This window comes from Burkholderia sp. COPS (assembly GCF_019425585.1).
Taxonomy (GTDB): domain Bacteria; phylum Pseudomonadota; class Gammaproteobacteria; order Burkholderiales; family Burkholderiaceae; genus Burkholderia; species Burkholderia cepacia.
The window spans coordinates 143,836-162,123 of sequence record NZ_WIXR01000010.1 but is presented as its reverse complement, the minus strand read 5'-3'; the positions used below and the strand labels follow the sequence as shown (position 1 = coordinate 162,123).

The 18,288-nt window shown below is 64.9% G+C and carries 16 protein-coding genes, 1 tRNA gene and 1 pseudogene; 11 read left to right on the top strand and 7 right to left on the bottom strand.

The features are described from left to right. Positions 1 to 75 precede the first annotated feature (75 nt). Both FOZ70_RS09075 and FOZ70_RS09070 read right to left on the bottom strand, forming a co-directional pair. Positions 76 to 2,286 carry a hypothetical protein gene (locus tag FOZ70_RS09075; RefSeq protein ID WP_219705600.1) on the bottom strand — a complete coding sequence of 737 codons (2,211 nt, stop codon included), beginning with the start codon at positions 2,284 to 2,286 and terminating at the stop codon, positions 76 to 78. Between the two features lie 344 nt (positions 2,287 to 2,630). Continuing rightward, on the bottom strand, positions 2,631 to 3,509 hold the full coding sequence (locus tag FOZ70_RS09070) for a tyrosine-protein phosphatase (RefSeq protein WP_219705599.1): 879 nt from the start codon (positions 3,507 to 3,509) through the stop codon (positions 2,631 to 2,633). A 335-nt stretch (positions 3,510 to 3,844) separates the two neighbouring features. Between FOZ70_RS09070 and FOZ70_RS09065 the strand changes: the two genes are divergently transcribed. From FOZ70_RS09065 to FOZ70_RS09050, 4 genes are all read left to right on the top strand, one after another. Then, positions 3,845 to 4,558 carry a methyltransferase domain-containing protein gene (locus FOZ70_RS09065; protein ID WP_021162412.1) on the top strand — a complete coding sequence of 238 codons (714 nt, stop codon included), beginning with the start codon at positions 3,845 to 3,847 and terminating at the stop codon, positions 4,556 to 4,558. Positions 4,559 to 4,718: 160 nt separating this feature from the next. Next, positions 4,719 to 4,795, top strand: a tRNA-Pro gene (locus FOZ70_RS09060). Between the two features lie 140 nt (positions 4,796 to 4,935). After that, positions 4,936 to 6,144: an outer membrane protein assembly factor BamC gene (gene bamC, locus FOZ70_RS09055; RefSeq protein ID WP_021162411.1), complete on the top strand. Its 1,209-nt coding sequence runs from the start codon at positions 4,936 to 4,938 to the stop codon at positions 6,142 to 6,144. A gap of 522 nt (positions 6,145 to 6,666) precedes the next feature. Beyond that, positions 6,667 to 6,957 (top strand): putative quinol monooxygenase, encoded by a 291-nt coding sequence (locus tag FOZ70_RS09050; protein ID WP_021162410.1) that lies wholly within the window; start codon positions 6,667 to 6,669, stop codon positions 6,955 to 6,957. A gap of 40 nt (positions 6,958 to 6,997) precedes the next feature. Here the strand turns inward: FOZ70_RS09050 and FOZ70_RS09045 are convergent, their stop codons facing one another. The 3 genes from FOZ70_RS09045 to FOZ70_RS09035 all read right to left on the bottom strand — a co-directional run bounded on the left by FOZ70_RS09045 (position 6,998) and on the right by FOZ70_RS09035 (position 8,610). Next, on the bottom strand, positions 6,998 to 7,255 hold the full coding sequence (locus tag FOZ70_RS09045; protein WP_021162409.1) for a hypothetical protein: 258 nt from the start codon (positions 7,253 to 7,255) through the stop codon (positions 6,998 to 7,000). A 135-nt stretch (positions 7,256 to 7,390) separates the two neighbouring features. Then, on the bottom strand, positions 7,391 to 7,669 hold the full coding sequence (locus FOZ70_RS09040; protein ID WP_219705597.1) for a hypothetical protein: 279 nt from the start codon (positions 7,667 to 7,669) through the stop codon (positions 7,391 to 7,393). A 224-nt stretch (positions 7,670 to 7,893) separates the two neighbouring features. Beyond that, on the bottom strand, positions 7,894 to 8,610 hold the full coding sequence (locus FOZ70_RS09035) for a YdcF family protein (RefSeq protein ID WP_059484302.1): 717 nt from the start codon (positions 8,608 to 8,610) through the stop codon (positions 7,894 to 7,896). 157 nt (positions 8,611 to 8,767) lie between these two features. Between FOZ70_RS09035 and FOZ70_RS09030 the strand changes: the two genes are divergently transcribed. Next, entirely contained in the window at positions 8,768 to 9,085 is a 318-nt protein-coding gene (locus tag FOZ70_RS09030; RefSeq protein ID WP_011351791.1) for a hypothetical protein, read from the top strand. Positions 9,086 to 9,275: 190 nt separating this feature from the next. On the opposite strand, the gene FOZ70_RS38010 is transcribed toward FOZ70_RS09030, so the two are convergent. After that, on the bottom strand, positions 9,276 to 9,527 hold the full coding sequence (locus FOZ70_RS38010) for a hypothetical protein (RefSeq protein WP_060050496.1): 252 nt from the start codon (positions 9,525 to 9,527) through the stop codon (positions 9,276 to 9,278). Between the two features lie 206 nt (positions 9,528 to 9,733). Then, positions 9,734 to 10,120, bottom strand: a pseudogene (locus tag FOZ70_RS09020) (transposase); the annotation flags it as partial. 430 nt (positions 10,121 to 10,550) lie between these two features. Between FOZ70_RS09020 and FOZ70_RS09015 the strand changes: the two are divergent. The 6 genes from FOZ70_RS09015 (at position 10,551) to nusA (ending at position 18,244) form a co-directional block, all read left to right on the top strand. Next, on the top strand, positions 10,551 to 11,453 hold the full coding sequence (locus FOZ70_RS09015; protein ID WP_021162406.1) for a LysR family transcriptional regulator: 903 nt from the start codon (positions 10,551 to 10,553) through the stop codon (positions 11,451 to 11,453). Between the two features lie 74 nt (positions 11,454 to 11,527). Beyond that, a complete protein-coding gene (locus FOZ70_RS09010) occupies positions 11,528 to 12,730 on the top strand; it encodes a pyridoxal phosphate-dependent aminotransferase (protein ID WP_059855352.1) in 1,203 nt (400 codons plus the stop codon). A gap of 272 nt (positions 12,731 to 13,002) precedes the next feature. Next, complete coding sequence (gene scpB, locus FOZ70_RS09005; protein WP_048020761.1) at positions 13,003 to 14,034, top strand: SMC-Scp complex subunit ScpB; 1,032 nt, start codon at positions 13,003 to 13,005, stop codon at positions 14,032 to 14,034. A 60-nt stretch (positions 14,035 to 14,094) separates the two neighbouring features. Next, the gene (rluB, locus tag FOZ70_RS09000) at positions 14,095 to 15,852 is read left to right on the top strand and encodes a 23S rRNA pseudouridine(2605) synthase RluB (RefSeq protein WP_021162404.1); all 1,758 of its coding nucleotides are present in this window, start codon (positions 14,095 to 14,097) and stop codon (positions 15,850 to 15,852) included. A 458-nt stretch (positions 15,853 to 16,310) separates the two neighbouring features. Beyond that, on the top strand, positions 16,311 to 16,769 hold the full coding sequence (gene rimP / locus FOZ70_RS08995) for a ribosome maturation factor RimP (RefSeq protein ID WP_014897219.1): 459 nt from the start codon (positions 16,311 to 16,313) through the stop codon (positions 16,767 to 16,769). Further along, positions 16,769 to 18,244, top strand: a complete 1,476-nt coding sequence (gene nusA, locus FOZ70_RS08990) for a transcription termination factor NusA (RefSeq protein ID WP_006476166.1) — start codon at positions 16,769 to 16,771, stop codon at positions 18,242 to 18,244. Before rimP ends, nusA begins: the two co-directional genes overlap by 1 nt. Positions 18,245 to 18,288 lie beyond the last annotated feature (44 nt).

Below are 18,288 nucleotides of genomic sequence, written 5' to 3'. Positions count from 1 at the left end.
AGTCCGAAGGATGAAATGAAAAGCCCGGTTGGCGACGTGCCACCGGGCTTTTTGCATGCACGTCTTATATGCACATCAACGCGATGCGAGCGGATTCTTTTGGCCCATGTCGACGACCAGCGTGCCGTCCGGCAGCATCCGCACGGAACCTTGCGCGACCTGGCTGCGGTAGCCGTACAGGTCGAAACGCATTGGGCCGGCCTCGGCCGAATTCCTGATCAGCGCGCGCACGTTCAGTTCGAGCACGTTGAACATCTTCATGTCGCCGCCTTCCATCCACATGTAGCTCGGCGCATCGATCTGCGGCCGTTGCGGGGCAGGCGAGCCCGCCTGACGCCTGAACGTGAGGCGCAGCCCGTCGCGCTCGACGGTTGCCTGGCCGAGCTTGCCGTTCAGCACGGGGGGCGGGAACACGGTGTACTGGTCGAGCACGAGCGTGTCGCCGCGCAGTTCCGCGCCGCGACGCTGCAACGGCGTCAGCGAAGCGAGTTCGATGCCGAGCGAACGCAGCAGCTTCGCCTGCGGAATCCCGAGCACCGACACCTGGGATGGCTTGAACGCGAGATGCCGGTCGTCGAGCACGGACAGCGTGCCCTTCATGTCGGTCGGCAGCCAGACGCCGGGCACATGGTTCCACAGCTTGATGCCGCCCTGGACACGCAGGTTCGTGCCGTCCGCGCTCAGTTGCAGGTCGTTGAGCGAGCGCGGCGAGTAGTCGAGCAGATAGTTGTTGAAGAGCGCGGACATCGCCTTCCACGATTCGACCACCGTGCCGCCGAGAATCCGGATGTCGTACTGGTTCGGGTCGTCGAGATCGACGGGTTCGCCGGGCCGCTTCGATACGAGTTCCACGTCGAGATCCTCGACGTGAAAGCCGATATCCCCGGACAGGTTGAAATCGACGTTGCGCAGATGGATCGTCGGATTGCGATTCGACACGTGCCGCTCGTTGAATGGCGTGGTCGACGTGCGCCGCATGGCGACCCTCTGCATGCCGGGGTGAGTGGCGTTCGCCGCGAGTGCGTAGGCTTCCCAGTGCTGGCGTATGTCACGCAGCGCAGTCTGCTGCGCGGCGAGGAAGCTGTCGTTCAGGCGCGCGGCCGCGTTGCCGAGCAGCGCGCCGCTGGCCGGGCCCGTGTACGAAGGCATCCGGATCGCCATCGCACCGCTTTCGTCGAAATTGAAGTAGCCGGCCGACACCTGGTCGCGATAGTGGTACAGGTCGAACACGAAAGTCTGGTCGCGCTTCGCCGGATCGACCGGGCCGATCAGGATGTCCGCGTTCATCGGCATCGAGCGCATGAACTTCACATCGCCGCCTCGAATGTACATGGCCTGCTGGGGCGCATTCGCAGGCATCGCGAAGCCGGCGTGCGTGCCGTCGTCGAGCTTCAGGTCGAGGCCGGCCGGTGTCACGCGCACCGCGGTGATCGTGAGTTTCAGGCGCGGCGGCGGCATCAGCTTGTCGACCGACATCACGAGATCGTCGCCGGCGAGTTGCGCGATCGGCGTCTGGATTTTCAGCAAGTCGGCCATCTTCACGTTGGCCGCGCGCATCACCGGCTGCGCGTTGATGCCCGATACGCGCACCCCCGTCGGATGGAACACGAGCTGGCTGCCGTCGCGGATCGCGAGCGTGCCGGTCAGCGAGAACGGCACCCAGCCGTCGCGCTGCATCTCGCCTTGGAGGTGAATCACGCCGTCGCCGGCCGACACGGCGAGCTTGCGCAGCGGCGCGTTGCGGTAGCCGAAGATGTAGGTGTTGAAGAGCGCGGTCAGCTTCGCGTTGTCGAGCGTGACCGTGCCTTCATGCACGTCGATCTCGAAACTCGTCGGATCGTCGAACACGATCGGCGCGCCGGCCTGCGTCGGCACGAGCGTGGCGGACAACTGATGGATGAAGAAGCCGAGGTTGTTGACGATACGGAAATCGACGTCGCGCAGGAACGTCATCGCGCCGTTCTGGCCCGAGTCGCGCAGCGTGAACTGGCGCGGTTGCGTCAGGCTGATCGATGCGAGCGACGGGACGGTACGTGCGAGCTGCTGCTCGCGGGCGAGGCGCTCGGCCTTGGTGCGTTCGATCTTCGTCGACGCGACCGACGTGTTGCCGTCACGCTGCGCCGACGATTCCGCGCAACCGGCACAAAGCAGCGCGAGCGCCAGCATGCCGCAGCCGAACACGCGGGATGGTCCGGGCGAGACGGGCCGGGCCGCGTGTTGCGGGCTGGAAATCCAGTCGAAAATTGCCAAAGGCGAGCGATGGCCGCGCCGGACCGCATTCCGCATCGTCTGTCTCCATGTCTTGTCGTGATCGACGGCGGTGCGCGGCACTACACGGCGCGAGCGTCGATGCCGTGCAGTGTGGCATAGCACGCTAGAGCGGCGTTACCAAACAACGGGCGCCCGGGCAGAGTGGGCCAGCATGCTGCGGGACAACGGATTCGGGGTGGTCGGGCGCGCGGATCAAACGGTCGTTTGGTTCGCGCGGTCCGCCCCAGGCGGCTTTCGTTGCGACCGGGAAAACCGCCCAGGCCTTGGCTGGTGAGGGTTCCGCCGGATACGAGGTACCGCGGCCGCTCCGATCGAAGCGCAGATGCGATCCGGCCCCGTCGAAGCGGCCCGCGGGTGGATCAGACCAGCATGTGCTGCCGGATGGCGTTCAACGTCGTCTGGTCGAGTTGCAGGCCGTTCGCGATATACGACGTCATCGAGCCGTACGACGCGGTGACCTGATCGAATGCCGCCTGCAGATAGTCAGCGTGCGCGCCCTGCAGCGCGGTCATCATGTCTGCCGCATTTTGCCCGCCGGCTTTTTGTGCCTGGGCAATCGACGCAGAGATTTCCGACGCGCTGTAGGCGTTGGTCAACAGGTAGTCGGCGAGTATCGTCTGCCCGGAGATGCCGAGGATCGTGTGCAGAATGGCGGTGGCCCAGCCGGTGCGGTCCTTGCCGGCCGTGCAGTGGAACACCAGGTTTTCGCCGGAGGCAGCGAAGTCGGTGAAGAGTGCACGATAGCTGGCATGCGCGGAGTCCGACGTGACGAACGCACGATACATGCTCAACATGAACGCTGTCGCGGTGGCGCCGGTCGTCGGGATCGGGGTGATGCTGGCGGCTCCGAGCACGTTGAGGTTTTGCCATGTGGCACCGGCCAGCGGCGCATCCGGTTGCGTCTTGATCTCGGCGGGCGTTCGCAGGTCGCAGACCTGCCTGATGTCGAGCGTGCCGACGGTGGTGATGTCGGCGGCGGACAACGCGAGCGCGGATGACCGGTAGATCACGCCTTTCTTCATCTGTGCGCCGCTCGTCGTTACATAACCGGTTCCGTCCGGGCCGGCCGTGTCGCGAAAATTCGAAGCGGAACCCAGCCGCGGCGTCGCGACCGGCGCGACCGAAATCGAGTCGCCTCCGCATGCCGACAGAAATGACGCGCTCCCGAGCGCCGCACCTATCGTGCCGGCACCCAGCCGGAGAAAATGTCGACGTGAAATTTCGTTTTTCTGATGCATTCAAAGTCCTTTGTCGGAGAAGGTTGCAAGCGGTCGCGACCGCGGTGGTGACCGACGCCGCCTCTTGTCTCGCGTGCGACGCGGCAAAGCCGGGCAGGCCGGATCGATCGGCATGCAGTCGAGCGGACGGCCCGCGCGCATCGGTCTCGCGCCGGGTAAGCGCACGGTAGCGACTTGCGGCGAATCGGCCATCGTCCTTTTCGATTAGGGCGGAATGCGGGGTACCGATAGCGGATGTGCGTCGTCGACGGGTAGGATCGGTGGCAGCGGCGAGGTAAGATCGGCAACAGTGGCTGTATCGACCAAAGTACAAGTAGCCATCACGGGGAAGCGTCATGGATCTCAAGGAAGTCGACGTACTGGGCGCGGGCGTGGGCGATCACTGGTACTACGCGTCGAAGGCGCGTGCGATCCGCCGGTTCCTGGGTGCATCGGGCGCGAACCGGATACTCGATGTCGGTGCAGGCTCCGGCTTCTTCTCGAAGCACTTGCTCGAGCGTACGCAGGCGTCGGAGGCGTGGTGTGTCGATACGAGCTATGCCGACGATACCGACGCGGAGGCGGCCGGCAAGCCCATCCACTTTCGGCGCTCCGTCGAACGATTCGATGCCGATCTCGTGTTGCTGATGGACGTGCTCGAGCATGTCGACGACGACGTCGGGTTACTCGCACGTTATGTGGCGGGCGCGCCTTCCGGAAGCCGGTTCCTGATCACGGTTCCCGCGTTCCAGTTCCTCTGGAGCGGCCATGACGATTTTCTCGAGCACAAGCGCCGATACACGCTCGGCAGTCTCGAGGACGTGGTGCGCCGCGCGGGGCTCGACGTCGAGCACGGCGCCTATTATTTCGGTCTCACGTTTCCGCTTGCGGCAGCGCTGCGGCTGGGTGAGCGGGCGCGTCGGCATCCGCGCGAGCCGGCGTCGCAATTGCGCCGTCACCATCCGTTCGTCAACGGCTTGCTCAAGACGATCTGCCGGATCGAGTTGCCGATGTTTCGCTTCAACCGCGTCGCCGGCCTGACGGTCATCTGTCTCGCGCGCAAGCGCTGAATGCGATGCGCGGGGCCGTGCAGCCGGTGCGAAGGTCGCCATGTCATGCACGTCGTTGGCTGCATCGGAGGCGTCACGCCAAAAAATTTCACAAGAACGTTCACAAAATGCATGTGACCCGTTCTAAATCGGAAAACTGTCTGTTATAATTTTTTTCTTTCGGGGCGTAGCGCAGCCTGGTAGCGTACCTGCATGGGGTGCAGGTGGTCGGAGGTTCAAATCCTCTCGCCCCGACCAGACAAGAACCCGCGTCAGCTTGGGCTGACGCGGGTTTTTTCTTGCCGGTCGCTTTTTTGCACATCGCGGCGCGGCCCCGGTAAAATGCAAGGTTGATCCACGGAAAGCGCCGTGATTTAGCGGAAGAGGATTCCCCGAACATGACTGATCTTCGTCTTACCATGCGGTTCGCTGCAGTGCTCGCCACCGGCGCGCTCGTCGCCGGTTGCGGTACGTCGTCGCCCACGAAAGTGGACTACAAGAGCGATTCGAAATCGAAGGAAGCGTCGCTCGCAGTGCCGCCCAACATGCTCGACGAGACGGCCGATCAGCGTTCGCTGCCGCCCCAGGGCGGCGCGACTTCCCTGTCCGCGCTTCAGCAGGTCCAGCAGGCGGCACCTGCGCTGGACACCGTTGCTCCGGCCGTGGCCGGCATGCATATCCAGCGCGACGGCACCGAGAGCTGGCTCGTGATCGACGGCAAGCAGCCGGCCGACGTCTGGACGCAGGTCCGCCGCTTCTGGCAGGAGCAGGGTTTCCTGCTCGTCGTCGACCAGCGCGACAAGGGCGTGATGGAAACCGACTGGAACGAAACCCATCCGCAGATCAACGACGGCCTGATCCGCAGCGTGATCTCGAAGGCGATGGGCAACTCGTACGTGACGGCCGAGCGCAACAAGTACCGTACGCGTCTCGATTCGGCGCCGAATGGCGGCACCTACGTGTTCATCAGCCAGAAGGGGATGCGTGAGGCGATCACGGGCGCGAACAACGATTCGAGCAAGTGGGAACCGAAGCCGAACGATCCGGCGCTCGAGACCGAATACCTGAAGCGGTTGATGGCCGTGCTCGCACAGAACGAGCAACGCGCGAAGAACGGCGAGCCGCCGATCGCGAACATCAAGGACAACACGATCCCGAAGGACAAGAAGGCGGACACCGATGCGTCGTCGAAGGCGGCTGCCGCGATTGCCGCGCAAAACGTCTCCCGCACGTCGGCGCAAGGCAACGATACGGCCGACGCGGCCGTGCCGTCGGAAGTCACGCTTGGCGAGCCGTACGACCGGTCGTGGTTGCACGTCGGTCTCGCGCTCGATCGTGCGAACTTCACGGTCGACGATCGCGATCGCACGAAGGGCCTGTATTTCGTGCGTTATGTCGATCCGAAGGATCTGACTTCGGCCGAGCAGGGCTTCTGGAGCCAGCTGTTCCACGGCAAGAAGGAAAAGCAGGCGAAGCAGTACCGTGTCAACGTGAAGGCGCTCACGGCCGACCAGACACGCGTGGCGGTCGTTGACGATTCGGGTGCGATCGACACATCGTCGCCGGCTCGCCAGATCATGGGGTTGCTCGTGAATCAGCTCCGCTGATTTCCGCGGTTTCTCCGCACCAATGAAAAGCCCGCCACATGGCGGGCTTTTTCATGGCCGCTCGCCGCGCACACATGAGAAGAGTGGTCGGTCCCTTCTCGTGACGTTACGTAACATCCGCGTGTTACGGCGGCAGAACACATGCAGCATCGTCGTCCGGATAAATTTTGTCCTTATAAATCAATGAGGTGGTTCGCGTGTGATGGCTGGCACGCAACCTGCTTTATATGTTGGAATCGTTGAAACAGGGAGGATGGCGTCAGATACCGGGGGTGCGCCGCGAGCGCCCGATCAACGGTATCGACGTCTTCGAATGCCGATGCGACAAGTGTCGGCACAACTGATGATGATCCGCGCCAGCGTGCGGATCCCGATGGCCCCGTCGCCTATCCTCGTAGGGCGACGGTTTCGCCCGCGCTTCTCTGAAGCGCGGGCTATTTTTTTGGCCGTCGTCTGGGGCCGAGCCGGCGCAGCCGGTACACGATTCGCGTATTCTCGGACTTTTCCAGATGAGAGGGTGGAATGGCGGAAATTGCAGTCGTGGCGCTGATCGTGGCGAAGCCGGGCGCCGAGGAAAAGTTGCGCGTCCAGCTCGAAGGGATCGTCGAGCCGACCCGCAACGAAGCAGGCGCGCTGCAGTACGACCTGCATCGGGATCTGAAGGAGCCCGCGCGGTTCGTATTCATCGAGCGTTGGGAAAGTGAGGAGGCGCTTGCTGCCCATGCGCGTTCCGCGCACATTCTGGCTTATCGCGAAGCGGCCGCGGACTGGATCGAGCGTTCCGAAATCCGCGTGCTGTCGAAGCTCGTTTGAGCCGGGTGGAGCGACCGGACGTGTCCGGTCGCGGGGTGCGTCAGTGCGACGTGTTGGGGACGTCGAGGATCAGGATGATCGTCCAGTCGGCGTCGCCGTCGTGATGATACTGGCGCTCGGCGACGATGAACGGTTGCTGTTTGCCTTGCGGGCCGAGGAAGAGCACGTCGCCCTCCATCGGCAGGCACTCGATCGGCGGCAGCGCGAGGAACGCGTCGGCCGAGCCGCGGGGCATCAGTTGCTTGATCTGGCGAGTGGCGGCTTCGGTCCACTCGATGTCGAGTTGAATGTTGCTCATGCTGTCCTCCGCACCGGGGTGCGCACGGGTGGAAAAATTCGGTGCGCGACTTTAGCACAGCGCACGCGCGCCGCAATCAAAAAAGCCGAACCCGGTTGCCCGGATTCGGCTTTTTCTTGTGCGGTACCGCCGAACTTACTGGCTGGCAGCGTCTGCGGCCTTGGCAGCCTTCTTGCCGGCCTTCTTCGCGGCAGCCTTGTGGTGAGCAGCCTTCTTGCCGTGGTGATGCTCTTCCTGCATCGCCGGCTGTGCGGCATCGGCCGCTTGCTGCTGCTGCAGCGCCTGCGCGCGCTGCTCGATCTCGGAGATCTTGGCCGGATCGGTAATCGTCTTGATTTCCGTGCTCTCTTGCGCATACGCTGCGCCAGTCAGCGCCGACATCGCTACCAGGATAGCCAGGGACGTCTTCTTCATTGCTTTACCTCCGCTAAGTGGTGATGAACCCGAGTGTTGCCGTTTTGTCTGGCGACTGCAATCGAGTGCGTGTCGAGTGTAACAAAAGTGACGGATCAATGTGCATCGGATCGCGGCGGGACGCAAGGCCCCGTTGAAGTCGCGCAACACTTCGCACACATCGTCACGCGCCTGCCATCGTCGTCGGCGCAATCATTCCCGCTCGGATTTCCCGCAGCCGTCAGTCAGAACCACCCGAGCCATCGATAGACGTGGAACTGCGCGATACCGACCAGTTCATGCAGCGCCTGTTCGGCGTTGGCCAGGTTGCGCCAGCGCGGCAGCCAGCCCGTTTGCGCGCGCCGGCGGTTCGCATAAACGGGCTGCGGGTCGATCCCGAAGTGGCGGAAATCGAGCAATGCGCGACGCATCTGATATGACGAAGTGACGAGAATGCGCGCGTCGTCATGCTGTGAGCGTAGTATAGGAGCGGTGAATTTCGCGTTTTCGTAGGTTGTGCGGCTATCTGGTTCCAGAACGAGGTTCGCGGGAGCGACGCCTTCGGCGACGAGCTGGCGCCCGTAGACGGCCGCTTCGGTTTCTCCGTGATGCTGCGGGTCGCCGCCCGACATCACCACGGTGCAGTGTGCGGCCTGCTGCCGGCACGCGTGGTAGAGCGCCGCGACCTTGTGGATGCGGGCGGCTCCGTCAGGCGGGGGCTGCAGCCCGGCATCGGTGCGCCGTGTTCCGGCGCCGATGAGAATCAGTGTGGTCCGCCCATGCATGTCCGGGTGCTCGACAGGTACGACTCCCGCTTCGGTCCACGCGATCAGAGGGGCGGTGAGCCAGCCTGTCGCGAGCAGCCAGAGCAGCGCAACGGCGGCCATCGAGATGATTTGCCGCCGCTTGCGGCAGAGCATGAAACAGATGAAGAGAAGTACAAATGAATCGAACAGAATCAATTTGATTGGGGTATGGTGTCTTTTTATGGACGGCTGACGATCCGGCCCTGACGCGACGCCGAACGTCGGCCTCCAGAATCGGTGGCGGTATCGGCGGGCGGAGACCCCGCCCGGCGCGCCGCTTCGCATTGTCGCTGCACTTTAAGAAAGAATCGAGATGGCCACGTATTCCAACGAAGCGGTGCTCGACGCATTGAGACGAGTGCAGTACCGCCAGGTACCGTGGGCACGCCGCCCGGGCGTGTTCGAGTATCTCCGTTCGCTTGGGCTGATGGACACGGTCAGGCAGAAAACCGTCGCCCCTGCGCCGGGCTTTCACGCACCGGTCGACATTGCCGTGCTGACCGAAAGCGGCCGAGCCGAGTTCTCGCGCCTCGAGCGCGACGAGAAATTACTTTCCTGGACCGATCGCCGCATGGCCGACTACGCATTGAGCGAAGCGAGTGCCGTGGCGATTCTCGAAAGCCGCCTGTAGCGGCCGATCATTTCTCCGCACCTATCGCCCGCGCGGCAGGCGATAAAAAAAGCCCGTATCGCGAGGATACGGGCGGACCGGATACTTTTGCTGTTGCCACGCTGTGCTCATGGCAACGTTGTGACTCGCCGCATGCGGCGCAGTTCCCGGCAGCGGGCATTTTCTTTGGTGAATCCTGACATCGGCAGGACTACGGATGACGCGGTACGTCCGACGGCTGCGAGCCGATGCGCGCTCGCGCATTGCTGGCGATGTCGCCGCGCAGGTCGCCACGCGGCACGGTCTGCCGGCCGGGCGGATTGGCGGAGGGTGGCTGCCGGAGCGTGTTCCGGTGATCCTGCTGGCGATGGGGCGGTTTCGCGCGATCGTCGGCGCGGGCTGGAGCGGACAACGCCAGGGAAATGACAATGCCGCATGCAACGAGCAGTGACATTGGTTTCATGGCGGGGCTCCCTTCAAGCCACGCGGCTTGTTGATATGTCGCTAAGGTAAGCGTGGGAGTGCAGGCTTGCTGTAAATATTGGTAAATAGATGTATCGCGCCACGACAACGGTAATCGACGGCACCGTAGGCGTCGCGAACAGATCGCGTCGCGGAAAGAAACCGGGCGGCCGAAGCCGCCCGATCGAGCATTCGTTACGCCATCTTGACGGGCGCGCGCCAGGATTCCGGATTGGTCCAGAAGGCGCCGCGCAGCCGGTCGCGGCTCGGCGGGGCGGGCGGCTTCGCAGCACTCGCGCCGATGCGCCCGCGCAGGGAGATCTGCCGGCCGCTCGTGCCGAGTCGCTTCACGATTTCGGCGAGCGTGCCGTCCGCCTGCCATTCGTCGAAGCGACGGCGGCAAGTCGGCGGTGACGGATAGCGGCCCGGCAGCTTCGACCAGCCTTCGCCCGTCGACAGCACCCACAGCACGGCGTTCACCACCGAGCGGGCTTCCACGCGGGGGCGGCCGCGCCGCTCACTCCGTGCGGGTTCCGAGCAAAACAGACCTTCGACCAGCGCCCACTCGTTATCTCTCAAATCGTCGAACAGCATCATGTCCTCACCTCAGCGAAGCTAACTCCGGTGCGCTGCCCTGCGCCGCGCACTCTTCAAGCACTCGATCGTCGAGTGCCGGGTGGGGGCGTCCGGTTGGCCGGCAGCGGCGTTTCTGCTCTTCCGTCCGACGAAACCTGCGCCCTGTGCGCCAGGTGATGCACGAAGCGTGCCATGTCGGAGGTAATTCCCTCGAGAGCCGCTTGGCAGCGAGCTAACGGCTAAGTCAGCTAGGGGCGTATAAGACGCCAAAATAACCCGCCAGCAAATCGGGACAATCACCAATCTTGTGCAGTTCGCCCGCACCGCGTGCGTTCGCATCGGTATTGCACCGCAGCGAAACATGGGGGCAGGTGTCTGATTCGCACATCGACGCCGGAATCGCGCATTAAAATCGCGCATCGATATCGACGATTGATGAGGTCAGGAAATGAACGTCACGCTGCGCCAGCTTCGCGTCTTCATCGAGGTCGCGCGGCTCAGGAGCTTCAGTCGCGCGGGCGATGAAATCGGGCTCACGCAGTCCGCGGTCAGCCGCTGCGTGCGCGAGCTCGAGGCCGAGCTCGGGTTGAAGCTGATCGACCGCACGACGCGCGACGTGCAGCTGACCGATGTCGGCGCGAACCTGATCGCGAGTGTGTCTCGTCTGCTCGACGATCTCGACGACACGCTGCGCGAGATTCGCGAAATCGGCGAGCAGCGCCGGGGTCGCGTGATCGTCGCGGCCAGCCCGACGATCGCATGCCGGCTGATGCCGCGCGTGGTTGCGTCGTGCGAGCGCCAGTTCCCGTTCGTGACACTGGGCTTGCGCGACGACGTGCAGAGCGACGTGTTGCGCAAGGTGAAGTCGAGCGAGGTCGATTTCGGCGTCGTGATCGGGCCGCTCGCGGTTGGCGATCTCGTCTGCGAACCGCTGATGACCGATTCGTTCTGCCTTGTCGCGCGTGCCGACCATCCGCTCGCGGCGCGTGCCGAGGTGCCCTGGACGGCGCTGGACGGCGAGCGCCTCGTGCTCCTCGATCATGCGTCGGGAAGCCGGCCGCTGATCGATGCTGCACTGGCCGCCCACCGTGTCAACGCGACGGTCATGCAGGAGCTCGGGCATTCGGCGACCGTGTTCGGCCTCGTCGAGGCCGGCGTCGGTGTGAGTGTGCAGCCGTGGTTGTCGCTGCCGCTGCCGGCCGGCTCGACCCTCGTCGCGCGGCCGCTCACGCCGCGCACCGAACGCACGGTCGAGCTGGTGCGCCGCCGCGACAGGTCGTTGTCGCCTGCCGCTCAGGCGATCTGGGAGCTTGTGCGGCAGATGCCGGCGAGGGCGGAGGACCTCGACTGACGCGCACCGACGTGCGTCGGTCCGGCTTGGGGCCGGTACACTACGCGGATCGTGTTCCTCGATGGTGGTGCTCGATGGCGCATTCTGCAGATTCTCTTTCGGTGTCTGGCGCGCTGGCGGCGCGCGATGTGGTGCACGCGCTGCGTCCGTCGCTGATCCGGGAAGTGGCAAACGCCGGCTTCGGCGTGCCGGACATGCTGCCGTTCTGGTTCGGCGAATCCGATCGCGTGACGCCGGACTTCATCCGCGACGCCGCGACGGCGGCGCTGCGCGACGGCGAAACCTTCTACACGCACAACCTCGGTGCCGCGCCGTTGCGCGACGCAATCGCGGCCTACGTCAGCGCCCGTCACGGTGCGACGGCGGCCGACACCGTGGCCGTGACGAGTTCGGGCGTGAGCGCGCTGATGCTGGCCGCGCAGTTGCTGGTCGGTCCGGGCGAGCGCGTCGTCGCGGTTACGCCGCTGTGGCCGAATCTCGTCGAGATTCCGAAGATTCTTGGGGCGCGGGTCGAATGCGTACCGCTCGGCTATGGCGAGGCAGGCTGGCAGCTCGAGATCGGGCGGCTGCTTGCGGCGCTGACGCCCGATACGCGGATGCTGCTGATCAACTCGCCGAACAATCCGACCGGCTGGACGATGTCGCGTGACGACCAGCAGGCCGTGCTCGCCCATTGCCGCCGCCACGGCATCTGGCTGGTTGCCGACGAGGTGTACGAGCGGCTTGCGTTCGGTGCGGACGGCGCGCCGTCGTTCCTCGACATCGCGTCGCGCGACGAGCGGGTCGTTGTCGTGAATTCGTTTTCGAAAGCGTGGGCGATGACGGGCTGGCGCCTGGGATGGCTCATCGCGCCGGCAGCGGTGATGGGCGACCTGTCGAAGCTCGTCGAATACAACACGTCGTGCGCGCCGGGTTTCGTGCAGGCCGCGGGTGAGGTCGCGCTGCACGATGGCGAGCCGTTCGTGCGGTCGTTCGTCGCGGCGCTGCGTGATGCGCGCGATCACCTGGTTGCCGCGCTGCGCACGCTGCCGGGTGTCGAGGTGCCGCCGCCGCCGGGTGCGATGTACCTGTTCCTGCGCCTGCCGGGCGCGGCCGACAGTCTGGCGTTCTGCAAGACGCTGGTGCGTGAAGCGGGGCTCGGCCTTGCGCCCGGGCGCGCATTCGGTCCGGAAGGCGAAGGGTTCGTGCGCTGGTGCTACGCATGCGATCCGGCACGACTCGACGCGGGCGTCGAGCGGCTGCGCAGCTTTCTCGCGCGCGGAACGGCCACCCGTTGAAGCGGGGCCGGAGCGGATTCGGCGCGCTGGCGGCAGCCGGTTCGGCTCATCTTTACGCACCGGGCAATTTTGCGTAATATGGCGCTCAGTCACGCGGTTCCGTCGTTGAGCCGTGCTGTTCCGTCCGGTTTGGGCCTGGCCTGAAGTTGGTTCGCCGCCCCCGGTTCGTGCTCCCATCAATATGACCGATCAGAATCGGGCGAGCGCGTCTTCCGTTCCTTTCGTCTGTTTGTTGATCCGGTTCGTTTGACCACAGGGTCTGGCCTAGCTGCATGAATACCCAAGAGGCGAAGATCGTCCTCGAGACTGCTTTGATCTGCGCGCAGGAACCGCTGAAGCTCGGCGATTTGCGCAAGCTCTTTGCCGACGGCGTGTCGGCTGACACGGTCCGCACGTTGCTCGAAGATCTGAAACAGGATTGGTCCGGCCGCGGCGTCGAACTGGTGGCGCTGGCGACCGGATGGCGCTTCCAGAGCAAGCCGGCGATGCGTCACTATCTGGATCGCCTGCATCCCGAGAAGCCGCCGAAATATTCGCGCGCGGTGCTTGAGACGCTCGCGATCATCGCGTACCGGCAACCCGTCACGCGCGGCGACATCGAAGAGATTCGCGGTGTCACGGTCAATACGCAGGTGGTCAAGCAACTCGAGGATCGCGGCTGGATCGAAGTGATCGGTCATCGTGACGTGCCGGGGCGCCCGGCGCTGTATGCGACGACCAAGCAGTTTCTCGACGACCTCGGCCTGAAGGCGCTCGATGATCTGCCGGCGCTCGAAGAGCCGGCCGCGAACATCGAGGCTGCGCTGCTGGCGCAGCAGGCGATGGATTTCGACGGAGACATGTCGATTGCCGACGACGCAGCGGGCGACGCCCCGCAGGCGGACGAGGCATCGGCCGGCCAGCCGGCAGGAGTGCCGGGCGATTCCGCGGCGGACGTCGTGCCGACGCAGGAAATCGCGAGCCGCGATACGCTCGAGGCTGATCGCGGGCAAGCGGAACAATTGGAACAGGCTGGCGCCGAAGTAGTGCCGGCCGGTGTGCAGCCCGAGCCGCTGCGCGCGGATTGGAGCGAGGAAGATCGCAAGCCGGCCGCCGAAGCGGTTGCCGGAGACGGAACGGAAGCGGCCGGCGACATGCCCGGCGAGGCTGGCCAGGCCGACGCCTCCCGTTCCCGTCCCGCGGACGGCGAGATGCTGGACGACACGTCCGACAGTCTCGCCGATGCCGTACGAAGCGCCAGTGCACCCATCGGTGTCGACGCGCTGCCGGACGACGAAGCAGAACCCGAACAGCGTCGCGCCTGAACGCGGCCAACTTCTTGCCGCGCCCGCGCCGGGCGCGAGACCTGACATTTTGAGGTTGTTTTGACAGATATCCACGATATTGAATCGTCCGCGCCTGCCGTGCAGGCAGCGCGTGCCGACGATGCACCGGAGCAGGGCGCTCCGGCCGAGGGTGGCGACGAGCGTCCCCGCCGCGGTCTGCGGCGAGGCCCGCGCAGCCTGATCGCGCGACGTCGCGCGGCGGCCAAGTCGAAGGGCGCCGAAGGCGAGCCGCAGGGTGGCGAAGACGCTGACGCGCAGCCGGCCGAAGCCGCCGAAGCGCAGCAGCCGGCACGTGCGCCGCGCAAGGAAGGCGCGGCCAAGGGCGGTCGCAAGCCGGCCGGCAAGCGCGAAAGTGCGCCCAAGGCTCAGGGCGGTCAGGGCCGTCGCGGCGGCGCATCGAAGGCTGAAGGTGGTGCGGCGAAGACGGAAGGCGATGCGTCCCAGGACGAACTGTTCGCCTACGTGACGTCGCCGGCATTCGACGCCGACAATTCCGCGGGTGGTAGCGGCGTGCGTGCGCCGATGCTGCGTCGCGGCCGCAATCAGCCGGCGAACAAGCGCGTGCTGTCGCCGGACGACGACGCGCCGAAGCTTCACAAGGTGCTGGCGGAAGCGGGCATGGGCTCGCGCCGTGAGATGGAAGAACTGATCGTCGCCGGCCGCGTGTCGGTGAACGGCGAGCCGGCGCACATCGGCCAGCGCATCATGCCGACCGACCAGGTGCGGATCAACGGCAAGCCGGTCAAGCGCAAGCTGCCGAACAAGCCGCCGCGGGTACTGCTGTACCACAAGCCGACGGGCGAGATCGTCAGTCACGCGGATCCGGAAGGCCGTCCGTCGGTGTTCGACCGCCTGCCGCCGATGAAGACGGCGAAGTGGCTCGCGGTCGGCCGCCTCGACTTCAATACCGAAGGTCTGCTGATGCTGACGACTTCGGGTGACCTCGCAAACCGCTTCATGCATCCGCGCTACAGCGTCGAGCGCGAATACGCGGTGCGCGTCGTCGGCGAGCTGGCCGAAGGCATGCGTCAGAAGCTGCTGCATGGTGTCGAGCTCGATGACGGCCCGGCAAACTTCCTGCGCATCCGCGACGGCGGCGGCGAGGGTACGAACCACTGGTATCACGTCGCGCTGGCCGAAGGCCGCAACCGCGAAGTGCGCCGGATGTTCGAGGCGGTCGGCCTGATGGTGAGCCGCCTGATCCGCACGCGTCACGGCCCGATTCCGCTGCCGCGCGGCCTGAAGCGCGGCCGCTGGGAGGAGCTCGACGACACGCAGGTGCGCAAGCTGATGGCGACCGTCGGCCTGAAGGCACCGTCCGAGGAGAAGGGCAAGCGCGGTGGTGCCGGCCAGGCCGAGCGTCGCCAGCCCGATCCGATGCAGACATCGATGGGCTTCATCAGCCGCGAGCCGGTGCTGACGGCGCACGGGCAGCTGGATCAGCCGCGTCGCGGCGGCGGTCGGCGCGGCGGGCCGGGGCTGCCGGGCCTGAGCGGCTACGGCAGCCTGCCGGTTGCGCCGTCGGGTTATGGCAATCGTGCCGGCGGCGGCCGCGATGGCAACCGCGCGGGCGGTGGTCGCGACGGCAATCGCACGGGTGGCGGCCGTGATGTCGACGGCAACCGCGCGTCGTACGGCGCAGGCCCCAAGCGCGAAGGCGCGGGCGCCAAGCGTGGCGGCAGCAAGGGCGGCGGCAATCGCAATCCGAACGGCAATCGGGCCGAAGGCGCCGGCAACGGCGGCGGTCCGCGCGGCGGCGGCCAGCGTCAGCAGCGCAGTCGTACGCGCAGCCGCTAAATACATATTGGCGCACGGCGGCACAAAGCCGCCGGCGTGCCGGCCCGATCGGCATCCCGCCGATTTTTGCCGGCACGGCGTATTGCGCTGATGGCTTTCGACTATATATAGTCGCGTGCCGCTGCGTCGCAGCCGGCATGACCGATCTCCGGCCTGGCAGGATGGTGCCGGCTGATCGGATAACCCGATTTCGCATTTTTGGGTCGGTAAAGGCAGGCGACACGCTGCATTTACCGGCTGGCTTGGCGTTTGCGCCAAAAATCGCTATAATCGCGGAGTCGCTGGGCGTACGGATTCAATGTGCGGCTCAGGTGCGACCACCAGTAAGAAGATGGGCGTTCCGCCCATTTTTTTTTGCTGAAACGGTTAGGCATCTCGGGTAGCGCTTCCTGCGCCGGCTAAGGCGCGCGCCCGCGGGTGAATCGCGAGCGGCGGGCGCGAACACCTGAGAGGACACTGTGCAACTGACGGAACTGATAGAAACCACGGTCACCGGGCTCGGCTACGAGCTGGTGGATCTCGAGCGCACTGGGCGCGGCATGCTTTGCATCTATATCGATCAGCCTGCCGGCATCTCGCTCGAAGATTGCGAAAAGGTCACGCGTCAGCTCCAGCACGTCTTGACGGTCGAAAACATCGATTACGAACGGCTCGAAGTCTCGTCCCCGGGGCTCGACCGCCCGTTGAAGAAGCTGGCCGACTTCGAGCGCTTCGCCGGCAGCGAAGTTTCCGTGACCTTGAAAAAGCCGCTGGACGGGCGCAAGACGTACCGGGGCATTCTGCACGCGCCGAATGGCGAAACGATCGGTTTGGAATTTGAGAGGAAGAAGGGCGAGGCGGCCATGCTGGATTTCACGCTGGCCGATATCGACAAAGCCCGCCTGATTCCGCAAGTTGACTTTAGGAGCCGCAAATAATGAGTCGCGAAGTGTTGATGCTGGTGGATGCGCTGGCGCGCGAGAAAAACGTCGACAAGGATGTGGTGCTGGGCGCCCTCGAGGCCGCGCTCGCATCTGCTTCCAAGAAGCTGTTCGACGAAGGCGCCGAAATCCGCGTCCATATCGATCGCGAAAGCGGCGAGCACGAAACCTTCCGTCGCTGGCTCGTCGTGCCCGACGAGGCAGGCTTGCAGGAGCCGGATCGCGAGATCCTGCTGTTCGAAGCACGTGAGCAGAAGCCCGACGTCGAAGTCGGCGAGTATGTCGAGGAACCCGTTCCGTCGATCGAGTTCGGTCGCATCGGCGCGCAGGCCGCGAAGCAGGTGATCCTGCAGAAGGTGCGCGACGCCGAACGCGAGCAGATCCTGAACGATTACCTCGAGCGTGGCGAAAAGATCATGACGGGTACGGTGAAGCGCCTCGACAAGGGCAACTTCATCGTCGAATCGGGCCGTGTCGAGGCGCTGCTGCGCCGCGATCAGCTGATTCCGAAGGAAAACCTGCGCGTGGGCGACCGCGTGCGTGCGTACATCGCGAAGGTCGACCGCACCGCGCGCGGCCCGCAGATCGAACTGTCGCGTACGGCGCCCGAGTTCCTGATGAAGCTGTTCGAGATGGAAGTGCCGGAAATCGAGCAGGGCCTGCTCGAGATCAAGGCGGCTGCCCGCGACCCGGGCGTGCGCGCGAAGATCGGCGTCATCGCGTACGACAAGCGGATCGATCCGATCGGCACCTGCGTCGGTATCCGCGGTTCCCGTGTGCAGGCCGTGCGCAACGAGCTCGGTGGCGAAAACATCGACATCGTGCTATGGTCGGAGGATCCCGCCCAGTTCGTGATCGGCGCGCTCGCGCCGGCAGCTGTCCAGTCGATTGTCGTCGATGAAGAAAAGCACTCGATGGACGTCGTCGTCGACGAGAACGAGCTGGCTGTCGCGATCGGCCGCAGCGGTCAGAACGTTCGTCTTGCTGGCGAACTGACCGGCTGGCAGATCAACATCATGACGCCGGACGAATCCGCCCTGAAGCAGGGTGAAGAACGCGACCGGCTGCGTGCGCTGTTCATGGCGCGTCTCGACGTCGACGAAGAAGTTGCCGACATCCTGATCGACGAAGGCTTCACGAGCCTGGAAGAGATCGCGTACGTGCCGCTCAACGAAATGCTCGAAATCGAGGCGTTCGACGAGGACACCGTGCACGAACTGCGCAACCGCGCACGCGACGCGCTGTTGACGATGGCGATCGCGAACGAAGAAAAGGTCGAGAACGCAGCGCTGGATCTCAAGAGCCTCGACGGCATTACGCCGGAGCTGCTCGCGAAGCTGGCCGAACACGGCGTGCAGACGCGCGACGATCTCGCCGAGCTGGCTGTGGATGAACTGGTCGACATGACCGGGATGGAAGAGGATGCCGCTAAGGCGTTGATCATGAAAGCACGTGAACACTGGTTCCAGTGAGAAATGACCATGGCGCACTGATTTGATGGCGGCCGTATGGCCTG

What these genes read in the sequence shown, in the direction of transcription:
- FOZ70_RS09075 (WP_219705600.1), bottom strand. Translation starts at nt 2,286, where the DNA reads ATGCGGAATGCGGTCCGGCGCGGCCATCGCTCGCCTTTGGCAATTTTC.
- FOZ70_RS09050 (WP_021162410.1), top strand. Translation starts at nt 6,667, where the DNA reads ATGGCGGAAATTGCAGTCGTGGCGCTGATCGTGGCGAAGCCGGGCGCC.
- FOZ70_RS09065 (WP_021162412.1), top strand. Translation starts at nt 3,845, where the DNA reads ATGGATCTCAAGGAAGTCGACGTACTGGGCGCGGGCGTGGGCGATCAC.
- FOZ70_RS38010 (WP_060050496.1), bottom strand. Translation starts at nt 9,527, where the DNA reads ATGAAACCAATGTCACTGCTCGTTGCATGCGGCATTGTCATTTCCCTG.
- bamC (WP_021162411.1), top strand. Translation starts at nt 4,936, where the DNA reads ATGACTGATCTTCGTCTTACCATGCGGTTCGCTGCAGTGCTCGCCACC.
- nusA (WP_006476166.1), top strand. Translation starts at nt 16,769, where the DNA reads ATGAGTCGCGAAGTGTTGATGCTGGTGGATGCGCTGGCGCGCGAGAAA.
- FOZ70_RS09010 (WP_059855352.1), top strand. Translation starts at nt 11,528, where the DNA reads ATGGCGCATTCTGCAGATTCTCTTTCGGTGTCTGGCGCGCTGGCGGCG.
- FOZ70_RS09045 (WP_021162409.1), bottom strand. Translation starts at nt 7,255, where the DNA reads ATGAGCAACATTCAACTCGACATCGAGTGGACCGAAGCCGCCACTCGC.
- scpB (WP_048020761.1), top strand. Translation starts at nt 13,003, where the DNA reads ATGAATACCCAAGAGGCGAAGATCGTCCTCGAGACTGCTTTGATCTGC.
- FOZ70_RS09040 (WP_219705597.1), bottom strand. Translation starts at nt 7,669, where the DNA reads ATGAAGAAGACGTCCCTGGCTATCCTGGTAGCGATGTCGGCGCTGACT.
- FOZ70_RS09070 (WP_219705599.1), bottom strand. Translation starts at nt 3,509, where the DNA reads ATGCATCAGAAAAACGAAATTTCACGTCGACATTTTCTCCGGCTGGGT.
- FOZ70_RS09030 (WP_011351791.1), top strand. Translation starts at nt 8,768, where the DNA reads ATGGCCACGTATTCCAACGAAGCGGTGCTCGACGCATTGAGACGAGTG.
- FOZ70_RS09015 (WP_021162406.1), top strand. Translation starts at nt 10,551, where the DNA reads ATGAACGTCACGCTGCGCCAGCTTCGCGTCTTCATCGAGGTCGCGCGG.